Source organism: Arthrobacter sp. BI5 (assembly GCF_056680065.1).
Genome location: NZ_CM155264.1, coordinates 2,109,000 through 2,121,587 on the forward strand (window position 1 = coordinate 2,109,000; position 12,588 = coordinate 2,121,587).

The 12,588-nt window shown below is 68.5% G+C and carries 10 protein-coding genes; 4 read left to right on the forward strand and 6 right to left on the reverse strand.

The features are described from left to right. Positions 1-49 precede the first annotated feature (49 nt). Genes AC1MED_RS09575 through AC1MED_RS09585 form a run of 3 tightly spaced genes read left to right on the forward strand, consistent with a single transcriptional unit; the run spans position 50 to position 3,859 of the window. Complete coding sequence (locus tag AC1MED_RS09575) at positions 50-1,759, forward strand: FAD-binding dehydrogenase (protein WP_479783112.1); 1,710 nt, start codon at positions 50-52, stop codon at positions 1,757-1,759. A gap of 55 nt (positions 1,760-1,814) precedes the next feature. Further along, positions 1,815-2,801 (forward strand): alpha/beta hydrolase, encoded by a 987-nt coding sequence (locus AC1MED_RS09580; protein WP_346958331.1) that lies wholly within the window; start codon positions 1,815-1,817, stop codon positions 2,799-2,801. Beyond that, positions 2,801-3,859 carry an alpha/beta hydrolase gene (locus AC1MED_RS09585; protein ID WP_479786640.1) on the forward strand — a complete coding sequence of 353 codons (1,059 nt, stop codon included), beginning with the start codon at positions 2,801-2,803 and terminating at the stop codon, positions 3,857-3,859. Before AC1MED_RS09580 ends, AC1MED_RS09585 begins: the two co-directional genes overlap by 1 nt. Before the next feature lie 40 nt (positions 3,860-3,899). Here the strand turns inward: AC1MED_RS09585 and AC1MED_RS09590 are convergent, their stop codons facing one another. From AC1MED_RS09590 to leuA, 3 genes are all read right to left on the reverse strand, one after another. After that, positions 3,900-4,739, reverse strand: a complete 840-nt coding sequence (locus tag AC1MED_RS09590; RefSeq protein ID WP_346958042.1) for an isoprenyl transferase — start codon at positions 4,737-4,739, stop codon at positions 3,900-3,902. A gap of 2 nt (positions 4,740-4,741) precedes the next feature. After that, a complete protein-coding gene (gene recO / locus AC1MED_RS09595; RefSeq protein WP_479783114.1) occupies positions 4,742-5,497 on the reverse strand; it encodes a DNA repair protein RecO in 756 nt (251 codons plus the stop codon). Between the two features lie 118 nt (positions 5,498-5,615). Beyond that, positions 5,616-7,373 carry a 2-isopropylmalate synthase gene (gene leuA / locus AC1MED_RS09600; RefSeq protein ID WP_479783115.1) on the reverse strand — a complete coding sequence of 586 codons (1,758 nt, stop codon included), beginning with the start codon at positions 7,371-7,373 and terminating at the stop codon, positions 5,616-5,618. 253 nt (positions 7,374-7,626) lie between these two features. Between leuA and AC1MED_RS09605 the strand changes: the two genes are divergently transcribed. Further along, entirely contained in the window at positions 7,627-9,576 is a 1,950-nt protein-coding gene (locus AC1MED_RS09605) for a M13 family metallopeptidase (protein WP_479783116.1), read from the forward strand. Positions 9,577-9,691: 115 nt separating this feature from the next. On the opposite strand, the gene AC1MED_RS09610 is transcribed toward AC1MED_RS09605, so the two are convergent. The 3 genes from AC1MED_RS09610 to AC1MED_RS09620 form a co-directional block, all read right to left on the reverse strand. Beyond that, complete coding sequence (locus AC1MED_RS09610) at positions 9,692-10,543, reverse strand: IS3 family transposase (protein ID WP_479786536.1); 852 nt, start codon at positions 10,541-10,543, stop codon at positions 9,692-9,694. After that, positions 10,543-10,869 carry a helix-turn-helix domain-containing protein gene (locus AC1MED_RS09615; RefSeq protein ID WP_479783117.1) on the reverse strand — a complete coding sequence of 109 codons (327 nt, stop codon included), beginning with the start codon at positions 10,867-10,869 and terminating at the stop codon, positions 10,543-10,545. The genes AC1MED_RS09610 and AC1MED_RS09615 overlap by 1 nt, the downstream gene beginning before the upstream one ends. Positions 10,870-11,129: 260 nt before the next feature. Continuing rightward, entirely contained in the window at positions 11,130-12,551 is a 1,422-nt protein-coding gene (locus AC1MED_RS09620; RefSeq protein WP_479783118.1) for an MBL fold metallo-hydrolase, read from the reverse strand. Positions 12,552-12,588 lie beyond the last annotated feature (37 nt).

Below are 12,588 nucleotides of genomic sequence, written 5' to 3' on the forward strand. Positions count from 1 at the left end.
GGAACCGCACCGGACAAAACCGCACCCCGCCGGGCGCTAGCATGAAGCCATGACCAGCGAGGATGCAGTCCACAGCAGCGTGCCCGGCGGGGGCTCCGGCGCGGCGCCCGGCGCCCGGATCGAGGCCGACGTCGTGGTGGTCGGCGCCGGACTCGCCGGGCTAGTGGCCGCGGCGGAGGCCTACACGGCGGGCCGGCGGGTGGCGTTGCTGGAGCAGGAGCCGGAGGCTTCGGCCGGCGGCCAGGCGCACTGGTCCTTCGGTGGCCTGTTCCTGGTTAACACCCCGGAGCAGCGCCGGCTGGGCGTCCGGGACAGTGCGGACCTGGCCCTCGCCGACTGGCTGTCCTCCGCCGCCTTCGACCGCCCGGAGGACGACCTTGCCCGCCGGTGGGCTGAGGCCTACGTGGATTTCGCCGCCGGCGAGAAACGCGCCTGGCTCGCCTCGCTCGGCGTCGGGCTGTTTCCACTGGTGCAATGGGCCGAACGGGGCGGCTACGGCCCTGACGGCCACGGCAACACGGTGCCGCGCTTCCACGTCGTCTGGGGCACCGGCCCTGCACTCGTGGCTCCGTTTCTCGCGAAGCTGCGCGAGGGTGTGGCCGCCGGGCGGGTTTCCTTCCACTTCCGGCACCGGGCGACCGAATTGGCGACGACGGCGGGCCGGCTCAGCGGCGTCCGCGGCGAGGTTTTGGAACCCAGCGCCGCCGGCCGCGGCGAGCAGTCAGCCCGGAGCGTCACCGGCTCCTTTGAAGCGGTCGCCGGGTCCGTCGTGGTCACCAGTGGCGGGATCGGCGGCAACCACGGCGCGGTGCGGCGGCAGTGGCCCGGCGGCGGCGCCCCCGCGGCCATGCTGAGCGGTGTGCCGGCCTCTGTGGATGGGGAATTCCTCGCCGCGGTGGACCGCGCCGGCGGCCGGCTGATCAACGGCGACCGGATGTGGCACTACCCGGAAGGCATCCACAACTACGATCCGGTCTGGCCGCAGCACGGCATCCGGATCCTGCCCGGGCCCTCGGCGCTCTGGCTCGACGCCACCGGCAGGATGCTCCCGGCACCGTTGTTCCCGGGCTTCGACTCGCTCGGCGCGCTGCGGCACATCCTTGGCACCGGCCACACCCACTCCTGGTTTGTGCTGAACAAGGCCATCGCGCTGAAGGAGTTCGCGCTCTCCGGCTCCGAGCAGAACCCGGACCTGACCGGCAAGGACGTCCGCCTGCTCGCCGGCCGCCTCAAGCGGTCCGGGGACAGCCCGCTGCAGCGCTTCCTGGACCGGGGCGTGGACTTCCTGCAGGCCGGCAGCCCCACGGAGCTGGCCGCGAAGATGAACGCGCTTGCCGGCACGCCGCTGATCGACGCCGCCGAGCTGGACCGGCTGATCCGGTCCCGGGACCGCCAGTTCGCGAGCGGGCTGGGCAAGGACCCGCAGCTCGCGGCCATCCGCGCCGCCCGCCGCTTCGCCACGGACAAAATCATGCGGGTAGCCCCGCCGCACCGGATGCTGGACCCCCGGCACGGGCCGCTGCTGGCGGTGCGGCTCTCCGTGCTGACCCGCAAGAGCCTCGGCGGGATCCAGACCGACCTGCACTCCCGGGTCCTGGACGACGCCGGCTCTCCGGTGGCCGGGCTGTATGCCGCCGGTGAAGCGGCCGGATTCGGCGGCGGCGGCATCCACGGCTACCGCGCCCTGGAAGGCACCTTCCTGGGCGGGTGCCTGTTCTCGGGGCGCACGGCCGGCCGCGCCGCCGCTTCGGCCCTGTAACCGGCGGGGCCAACCAATGAACCGGCGGATGAACCGAGAGAACGGGAGGGACCAGATGGACTGGCAGACCGACATCCTGGGCCAGGACTTCGCGGCCTGCGCGTTCCAGGCCGCCGGCCCGGACGGGGTGGAGCGGACCGCGACCCTGGTCCGGCACCTCCCTTCAGCCGGCTCCGGCCCGGCTCCGCGGCGGGCAGTGCTCTTCCTGCACGGCTGGAGCGACTACTTCTTCAACGAGGAGCTCGCGGAGTTCTGGACCGGCCAGGGTTTCGGCTTTTTCGCCCTGGACATGCACAACCACGGCAGGAGCCTGCGGCCCGGCACACACGGCGGCTACGTGGCGGACCTGGCCGACTACGACGCCGAGATCACCGCTGCGATCGGCATCATCGAGTCCCTGGGCCCCCAGGGGTCCCCTCCCCCGCCGGTGACGCTGATGGGACATTCCACCGGCGGCCTCATCGCGGCCCTGTGGGCGAGCCGGCACCCGCGGGCCGCCGCGTCGCTGGTCCTCGACAGCCCCTGGCTGGAGATGCACGGCAGCCCGGCGGTCCGCCGGGCCGCGCGGACCATGGTGGAGCCGCTGGCCCGCTTCCGGCCCGAGTCCGTGATCCGGCTGCCGGAGCGTGCCTTCTACTGGCGCAGCATCAGCAGCGCCGCCGAAGGCGAATGGGTCCTGGACGACAACTACCGGCCGCCGCGGGCCTTCCCGGTGCGGGCAGGCTGGCTCAGCGCCGTGCTTGCCGGCCAGTCCCGGGTGGCCCGGGGGCTCAACATCGACGTGCCCATCCTGGTGATGATTTCCGGTGCCAGCGCCAACGGCATGTTCTGGAAGGAGTCCATGCGGCGCACCGACGCGGTGCTCGATGTGAACACGATTGCGTTGCGCGCCCTGAGCCTGGGGCGCACGGTGACGCTGGAGCGGATCGACGGCGCCCTGCACGACGTTTTCCTGTCCGCGCCGCGGGTCCGCGCGGACGCCTATGCCCGGCTGGCCCGCTGGATCCGGGCCTACGTCCTGGACGACGGCGGTTCCGCGTGATGCTTCCGGCGGAGACACTGCGGTGGCGCCCGGATGTGCTGGGGCGCCGGTTCGAGTCCCTGGAGCTGCCGCTGCTGCCGGACGATGAAGGACCCGTCGTTGCCACCCTGGTCCGGCACGCCGCAGCGGCCGGTCCGGCGGGCTGTACGGAGTCCGGCCCGCCGGACGGTGCCGCTGCAGAGGCCCCGGACACTTTCGGGAGCCGGGCGCCGGAGAAAGTGGTCCTCTACCTGCACGGCTGGGCCGATTATTTCCTGCAGGCCGAACTCGCCGAGCAGATCGCGGCCGCCGGCTTCCATTTCTACGCCCTGGACCTGCGGAAGTTCGGGCGCAGCCTGCGCAGCTGGCAGACCCCCGGTTACACCACCGACCTGGCGGTCTATGACGAGGACCTCGCCGCCGCGTTTGCCGCTGTTAGGTCCGATGTGGCGTCCCGGACGGGCAGCGCCGGGACGCCCACGGTGCACCTGCTCGCGCACTCCCTCGGCGGCCTCGTCGCGGCCCTGTGGGCGGACCGGAACCCGGGAGCACTGGGCACGCTGGTGCTGAACGCACCGTGGCTGGAACTGCAGGGCAGCAGCCTGATCCGGAACATCGCCATGCAGTTGGTAGAACCGCTGGCCCGCACCGACCCGCGGCGGCCGCTGCTGCTGCCCAGCATGCCCGGCTACTGGGACAGTGTGAGCGGCTCCGCGCACGGCGAATGGGACGTGGATCCGCAATGGCGGCCCCGGGCGTCGTTCCCGATTCGGCCGGGCTGGACGAAGGCGGTCCTGGCCGGCCACGCGGCCGTCCAGCGGCGGCTGGACATTACCTCGCCGGTGCTGGTGATGCTGTCCGGCCGCACCCACATCCAGGCCGAATTCTCGGAGGCGCTCACGGACGTCGACGCCGTGATCGACGTCGAGGAAACTGCGCGGCGGGCGCTGGGGCTGGGCCGCCGGGCTGCCGTCTTCCGCTACCCGGGGGCCATCCACGACGTTTTCCTCTCCCGGCCCGCGGTACGGCAGGAGGCCTACCACGATCTTCTGCTCTGGTTGAGCCTCTACCCCGGCTGACCCCCCAGGCGAAAGCTGCCCGTGCCGGGCGGGCGGTGAGTCAGGCGCCGCCGGCGGGAGCAGCCGCGTCCACCGCACCGCCGTAACGGCGGTCCCGCTGGGCATAGATCTCGACGGCGTCCCACAATGTGCGCCGGTCCACGTCGGGCCACAGCGTGTCGAGGAAGACAAACTCTGCGTAGGCGGACTGCCAGAGCATGAAGTTGGACAGCCGCTGCTCCCCGGAGCTGCGCAGGAACAGGTCGACGTCGGGCAGGTCCGGCTCGTCCAGGTACTTCTGGATGGTGCGTTCGGTGATGGCACCGGGCTTGAGCCGGCCTGCGGCCACTTCCTCGGCGATGGCGGAGACGGCGTCGGTGATTTCCGCCCGCCCGCCGTAGTTAACACACATGTTCAGGGTGCAGGTGCTGTTACCGCGGGTGTATTCCTCGGCCTCTTCGAGTTCCCGGATCACCGAGCCCCAGAGTTTGGGCCGCCGGCCGGACCAGCGGATCCTGACGCCCCACTCGTCGAGCTGGTTCCGCTGCCGGCGCAGCACATCCTTGTTAAATCCCATCAGGAAGCGGACTTCCTCGGGCGAGCGGCGCCAGTTTTCGGTGGAGAAGGCGTAGACGCTCACGTGCTCGATGCCGAGTTCAATGGCCCCGGCCATCACATCCAGCAGCGCCGGCTCCCCCGCCTTGTGGCCCTCGATCCGCGGCAGGCCCCGCTGGTTGGCCCAGCGGCCGTTGCCGTCCATCACGATCGCGACGTGCCGGGGAATGAACTCCGCCGGGATCGCGGGCGGCACCGCCCCGGAGGGGTGCGGATACGGCGCGACCACGTCGGCGCTGCGCCGGCGCACCGGATTCTTGGCTGGGGTCTTTTTGCCTAGGGCCACGGTCAGGTTCGCTCCACATGTTTGAGGGATTTCAGGACACGTTCCAGATGCCACTGCAGGTAGCTGGCCACCATGCCGGCAGCCTCACGGCGATGGACCGGGGCGGAGGCGTCCGCCGCCCCCCAGTCACCGGTCAACAGCGCCCCCAGCAGCAACACGGTCTCCCCGGCCGGAGCCGGCGAACCCGGCGGCCGGCACTGCGCGCAGACCATGCCGCCCAGCGGGGCGGAAAACGCGGTGTGCGGCCCCGGCGCGCCGCAGCGGGCGCAGTCGGTGAAGCTGGGTGCCCAGCCGCCGGTGGACAGCGCCCGCAGCAGGTAGGAATCCAGGATGAGTTCGGGGGCGTGATCGCCGCGGCTCAGCGAGGCCAGCGCCCCGACCAGCAGGTTGTACTGCGCGGTTCCCGCCTCGCCGTCGACGTCGGTGAGCTTCTCGGCGGTTTCGGTCATCGCGGCGGCGACGGTGTAGCGGCCGTAGTCGGCGGCGATGCTGGAGCCGTAGGCGCCCTTGGCGACGGCCTGTGTCACCACGTCCAGGGTGCGCCCCGAGATGAGCTGCAGGTCCGCGACCATAAACGGCTCCAGCCGCGCACCAAACCGGCTGGACGTGCGGCGGACGCCCTTGGCGACGGCACGGACCTGGCCGTGGTGCTTGGTCAGCAAGGTGATGATGCGGTCCGCCTCGCCCAGCTTGTGGGTGCGCAGGACCACGGCGTCGTCGCGGTACGCACGCGCAGCAAAGGAGGAAGGTTGGGCCACAGTTAATCTTCGCACTGACTTTGGGCAACAGCCGCCATTGGGAAAACCAGTACGGCCGGCAGACACCGCCGCGCCGCCGGAAAACCCCGGCGGCGCGGCGTCTGCCGTTGGGCGCCGCTTAGGCGCGGGCGTCCCGGATGGCGCGGGCGTCCCGGATGGCGCGGTTGACGGCGGAAATGACGGCCTTCAGCGAGGCCATGGACGTGTTGGCGTCGATCCCGACGCCCCACAGGACCCGCTCGCCCACGGCGCATTCGACGTAGGCCGCGGCCTGCGCGCTGCCGCCCTCGGACAGGGCGTGCTCGCTGTAGTCCAGCACGCGGACGTCGACACCGTCCTCCCGCAGGATGCTCAGCAGGGCCGCGATCGGGCCGTTTCCGGTTCCGGTGCGGCGCAACGGCTTGCCGTCCACCTTGAGTGCCGCGGTGAGCGTCATGGTCCCGTCCTCGTCCGATTCGGTGCTGACCGCACCGAGTGCGTAGCGGCCCCACTGGGCTTCGGCAGCGGCGGAAGGCAGGTACTCGTCCTGGAACAGCTGCCACAGCTGGGCGCCGCTGACTTCGCCGCCCACCATGTCCGTGCGGCGCTGGATGACGCCGGAGAACTCGATCTGCGCGCGGCGCGGCAGGTCCAGGTTGTGCTCGTTCTTGAGCAGGTAGGCAACCCCGCCCTTGCCGGACTGCGAGTTGACCCGGATGACGGCTTCGTAGCTGCGGCCGAGGTCCTTGGGATCGACCGGCAGGTAGGGGACCTGCCAGGCGTAGTCGGCCACGTCCTTGCCGGCGGCCGCGGCGTCCTTCTCCAGCGCCTCCAGGCCCTTCTTGATGGCGTCCTGGTGCGAACCGGAGAAGGCCGTGAACACGAGGTCCCCGCCGTAAGGTGAACGCTCGGCGACGGGCAACTGGTTGCAGTACTCGACCGTGCGGCGGACGTCGTCGATGTCGGAAAAGTCGATCATCGGATCGATGCCCTGCACGAACATGTTCAGGCCAAGGGTGACCAGGTCGACGTTGCCGGTCCGCTCGCCGTTGCCGAACAGGCAGCCTTCGATCCGGTCCGCCCCGGCCAGGTAACCCAGTTCGGCGGCCGCCACGCCGGTGCCGCGGTCGTTGTGCGGGTGCAGCGAGAGGATGATGCCCTCCCGCGGGTGCAGGTGCCGGCTCATCCACTCGATGGAATCGGCGTACACATTGGGGGTGGCCATCTCGACCGTGGCCGGCAGGTTGATGATCACCTGGCGGTCGGCGGAGGCCTCGAAGACGTCCGCGACGGCGTTGCAGACGCGCACGGCGTAGGCGAGTTCGGTGCCGGTGAAGGACTCCGGTGAGTACTCGTAGGTGATGTGAGTGTCCTCGAGGGTTTCCTCGTACTTCTTGCACAGCCGGGCGCCCTGCAGGGCGATGTCGAGGATGCCGTCCTCGTCCTGGTTGAACACCACACGGCGCTGCAGGACCGACGTCGAGTTGTACAGGTGCACGATGGCCTGCTTGGCGCCGACCAGGGACTCGTAGGTCCGCTCGATCAGGTGCTCCCGGGCCTGGGTCAGGACCTGGATCGTGACGTCGTCCGGAATGTGGTTGCCCTCGATCAGCTGGCGGACGAAGTCGAAGTCGGTCTGCGAGGCGGAGGGGAAGCCGACCTCGATCTCCTTGTAGCCCATCCGGACCAGCAGATCGAACATCTTCATCTTGCGGGCCGGGCTCATCGGGTCGATCAGGGCCTGGTTGCCGTCACGCAGGTCAACCGCGCACCAGCGCGGGGCCTTGGTGATGACCTTGTCAGGCCAGGTGCGGTCCGGCAGTTCGACCGTGATCAGGTCCTGGAACGGGACGTAGCGGTGGACGGGCATTCCTGAGGGCTGCTGTGCGTTTCGCATTACTATCGGGGCCTTTTCTGTGATTCCTGGTGAAAGGGTGGCCGGGCAACACAAACTCCGCAGCGAGGTTTGGCCTTGCGCTAGATCGCGTCTGAGGCCCCGCCGCGGCAGCTAAGAAGAAGCAGTTCTGCGCGCACATTTTCACAGTAACACGGGTGCGTAAGATGAAGGAGCCATACCTCCGTAACGTCCACCATGCAGACGCTGTACCGGCACCAGGCCCGGTCCAGCCTCCCCACTCAAAGGAGCATCAGTGCCGCTTTCCGGGATCGACAAGTCCACCATTGACGACGGCGTCCGCCCCCAGGACGACCTGTACCGGCACTTCAACGGCGGCTGGCTGAAGAGCACGGCCATCCCGGACGACCGGCCCCTGGAGGGCACTTTCACGGCGCTGCGCGACGGTTCGGAACTGGCGGTCAAGGAGATCATCCTGGATGCCGGCCGCGGCGAGGCAGCCACCGGCATCGAACGCAAGATCGGCGACCTGTACAACAGCTTCATGGACGAGGCGGCCGTGCAGGCCAAGGGCGCGGAGCCGATCCGGGAGCGGCTGGCCGAGGTGTTCGCCACCGGATCCGCGGCCGAGCTGGTCCGCCTGGCCGGACGGCTGTTCCGCGCGGACGTCTCCGGGCTCTTCTATATTTATCCGGCCCCGGATGCGGGCAACCCGGACCGGATCCTGCTCTACACCGGCCAAGGGGGCCTGGGCCTGCCGGATGAGTCCTACTACCGGGACGAGAAGTTCGCGCCAATGGTCCAGGCCTACCGTGAGCATGTCCGCACCATGTTCGGCCTGGCCGGCGTCGCCGACGCGGAGGCCGCGGCCGGCCGGGTGGTGGACCTGGAGACCTCCCTTGCCTCACACCACTGGGACAAGGTCACGCTGCGGAATCCGCAGAAGACGTACAACCTGAAATCAGCCGGGGAAGTCTCGGAGCTGTTCCCGCTGCTCCCGGACTGGTTCGATGCCGCCGCCATCGCGCCGGAGAAGCGCGCCGAACTGGTCGTCAGCACCCCGGACTTCTTCGCCGGCGCAGCGGCACTGCTGGAGTCCCTGCCGCTGGCCACCTGGCAGGAATGGCTCGCCATGCGGGTGGTCAGCGCGGCCGCACCGTACCTGTCGGCCACGTTCGTGGACGCCAATTTCGCCTTCTACGGCACCACCCTGAGCGGCACGCCCCGCAACCGGGACCGCTGGAAGCGCGGCGTCGCCGTCGTCGAAGCGGCCCTCGGCGAGGCAGTGGGGCAGATCTACGTCGCCCGGCACTTCCCGGAAAGCCACAAGGAGCACATGCGTTCGCTGGTCGGCAACCTGATTGAGGCGTACCGCGAATCCATCACCGGGCTGGCCTGGATGGGCGAAGAGACCAAGGTGGAGGCCTTGAAGAAGCTGGATTCCTTCCGGGCCAAGATCGGCTACCCGGACAAGTGGATCGACTACTCCGCGGTGGTGATCGACGAGGCGGACCTGCTGGGGAACGTGGAGCGCGCGCACAGCGCCGACGTCGACCGGCACCTGGACGAGGTGGGCAAGCCCGTGGACCGGGAGAAGTGGCTGATGACGCCGCAGACGGTGAACGCCTACTACCACCCGCTGCTGAACGAGATTGTGTTCCCGGCCGCCATCCTGCAGCCGCCGTTCTTCACCGCCGACGCCGACGACGCCGTGAACTACGGCGGCATCGGCGCCGTGATCGGCCACGAGATCGGCCACGGCTTCGATGACCAGGGCTCCCAGTACGACGGCAGCGGCCTGCTCCGGAACTGGTGGACCGAGGCGGACCGGACCGCGTTCGAGGCACTGACCTCCAAGCTGGTGGCCCAGTTCGACGCCCTCTCCCCGGCCGAAGCCGCCGGCCACCACGTCAACGGCAAGCTGACCCTCGGTGAGAACATCGGCGACCTCGGCGGCCTGACCATTGCCTACAAGGCGTACCTGATCAGCCTCGGCGGGCAGGAGCCGCCGGTCCTGGACGGACTCACCGGCGCCCAGCGCTTCTTCGCCTCCTGGGCCGCGAGCTGGCGGCAGGTCATCCGCAGCGAGGAGGCCATCCGCCGGCTCGCCACGGATCCGCACTCCCCCAACGAGTTCCGGACCAACACCATCGCCAAAAACCTCGACGCCTTCCATACGGCCTTCGGAACCGCGGAGCAGGACGGGATGTGGCTCGCGCCGGAGGAACGCGTCAGCATCTGGTAGCCGGTGCGCGGGTGCCGCCCAACACCTGGCGGCGGTAACCGGGACCACACACCACAGCGGCGGGCCGGGGGTGATTTGAACTGGTCCCCGAAAGTTGGACTGGCCAAGTAAGATCCTAAGCCGCGAGGGCCTGGGCTCGGTATTGCACCGGGCTCAGGCCCTTTAGCTTTGTCGAGATTCGGTCGTTGTTGTACCAGCGGAGGTACTCGTGCAGGGCCGTTGCCAGTGCATCAGTGCTGAGGAACCGGACCCGGTGGAAGAGTTCTTCCTTGAGATGGCCGAAGAAATTCTCCATTACCGCGTTGTCGTAGCAGTTGGCCTTGCGGGACATTGACTGCACGGCGCCAGCGCCCTCAAGGAGCCCACGCCAGGAGATGTGCTGGTATTGGAATCCCTGATCCGAATGCACCAGCGGTTGCTGGCCAGGGTGAAGACAGGTCAGGGCTTGCTGCAGAGAAGTGTTGGTGAGCGCCAGGTTGGGGGATGTGCCAATGGTGTAGGAGATGATCTGCCGATCAAAGAGGTCCATGACCGGGGAAAGGTAGAGCTTCTGGTCACCGACGCTGAATTCGGTCACATCAGTCACCCACTTCTGGTTCGGGGCTGTGGCGTCAAACTCGCGGTTCAGGAGATTAGGGGCAACCCGGCCCTGTTCACCTTTGTAGGAGTTGTAGCGCTTCTTCCGCCGGACCTTGCAGACCAGCCCGAGGACGCGCATCACCTTCAACACGGTCTTCTTCGCAACCGTCCACCCTTGCTTGAGCAGCTCACTGTGGATGCGGCGGTGCCCATATCGGCCATGGTTCTTCTCGAAGATGTCAGTGACCTCGGCCTTGAGGAGCTCCTGAGGATCAGGTTCTTGCAGACGTGCCTGGTGATAGAAGAACGTCGACCGGGCCAACCCGGCAACGTCCAGGAGCAGCTCGAGGCGGTGGTCAGCCTTGAGAGCGATAACGGCGCGGACGATTACCGCCGTTCCTCGTTTCTCAAGGCCTGCACTTTTCCCAGGAAGGCAACCTCGGCGCGCAGGCGCTCGTTCTCACGGCGCAGGCGCTGGAGCTCTGATTCGGGCGTGCCGGCAGTGCCCGGACTTCCCTTCGGGCGGCCCTTGGCCCTCGGACGAAGCCCGTCTTCGCCCTGCTCCCGGTAAAGCTGCGTCCACCTACGAATCAGCACCGGGGAAGACAACCCCAATTCCTTCGCGAGAGCCACCCGGTTCTCGCCGGCAAGATCCCGCCGAACAACATCGAGCTTGAACTCGAACGTAAACACTCGCTTCGTTGGTTTATACACCAGTGTCGATCCTCCACGCACTCGCCAACGGTCAAGCAAACGACCGATCGGCTTTCTGCTAACCCCGAGCCAGTTCGCCACAGCCCTGTCTCCCCAGCCTGCCTCAAACAACGCTACCGCGGCCTCGCGCTGCCCCTCGGACAACGAACTTCTTCCATGCATAAAACTGCTCCCCGAAAGTCAGAACTGAATTCTCAGTTCAACTTTCGGGGAGCAGTTCAATTCCCCCGGCCCGCCGCTGTTGTGGATATTTGCCGGTGTTAGCTGGCCGGGACGGTTTCCTTGGCCTGCTGGGCCGACTGCTGTTGTGCGTTCCACGCGGCGTAGCTGCCGTCGAGTTCGACGACGTCGTAGCCGGCGCGGCGCAGGGCGCTGGCCGCGACGGAGTTCCGGACGCCGCTTTGGCAGTAGGACACGATGGTGCCCTCGGCGGGGAGTTCGTCCAGGTGCCACATGACGCGGCCGCCGCTGAGCTGGTAGGAGCCGGGGATGTGCCCGGCGGAGTGCTCGGTGCGGTTGCGGACGTCCAGGACGATCGCTGCGTCGAAACCGTCGAGTTCCTCGGGCTGGATCAGCTTCGGCACTGAGACGGGCAGGCCTTCGAGGCCGGTGACGTAGCCGGCGACCTTGTCGATGCCGACGCGGACCAGGTGGTCCCACATGTCCTGCGCGGCGGCCTGGTCCGGGGCCAGGAGCACCAGCGGGTTGGTGTCGGTTTCCGGGTTCACGACCCAGGCGCCGAAGCTGGCGGTGGATTTGCCGGCCGGGACGTTCACGGAGCCGGTGACGGTGCCTTCGTGGACCTCGTTGTTCGGGCGGGTGTCCACGAAGATGACCTTGTCCGCGGCGAGGTCGGCGGCGACGTCGGCGCTGGCGAGTTCGGCCAGGGGTGCGCGTTCGCCCATCACGGCCGGGCCCTCCCGGTTTTCACGCTTCATCCGGGCGAAGTAGGCGTGCGCGTCGGGCTGGCCGTCGAGGAGTTCATCGATGAAGCCCTGCTCGTCGTTCGCGGCCAGGTACGGGCCCCACCAGGCGTAGAGGCGTTCGTAGCCGACCGTGGAGGACGGGATCGCGCCCAGGGCCTTGCCGCAGGCGCTGCCGGCGCCGTGGCCGGGGTGGACCTGGACGTGGTCCGGCAGGGTCAGGAACTTATCGCGCAGGCTCGCGAAGAGCTGCTTCGCGCCGGCGAAACGGGTATCAACCCCGCCGGCAGCCTCGTCCAGCAGGTCCGGGCGGCCCAGGTCGCCGGAGAAGACGAAGTCGCCCGAAAGCAGGTAGCCCGGGGCGTCGGCGAACGCGCCGTCGGTGATCAAAAAGGACAGGTGCTCCGGGGTGTGCCCGGGAGTGTGGAGGGCCTTGACCGTGATGTTGCCCAGCTTGATCTCATCGTTGTCGTTCAGCCGCCCGGCGTCGAACCCGTACTGCCAGTCCGCTCCGCCCTCGCCCGAAACATACGCCGCAGCGCCGGTCGCGGCAGCCAGTTCCCGGGTCCCGGACAGGAAGTCCGCGTGGATGTGCGTCTCGGTCACCGCGACGATCTTCATCCCGTTCGCGGCAGCAAGATCCCGGTACACGGCAATATCACGCCGGGGATCAACCACCAGCGCCTCGCCCTTGGCCTGGCAACCAATGAAATAGCTCGCCTGGGCAAGGTCTTCGTCGTAAATGCGCTCAATAAGCATGGGGCTCTCATTCGTTGGACGGGCGTGGTGCGCCGGG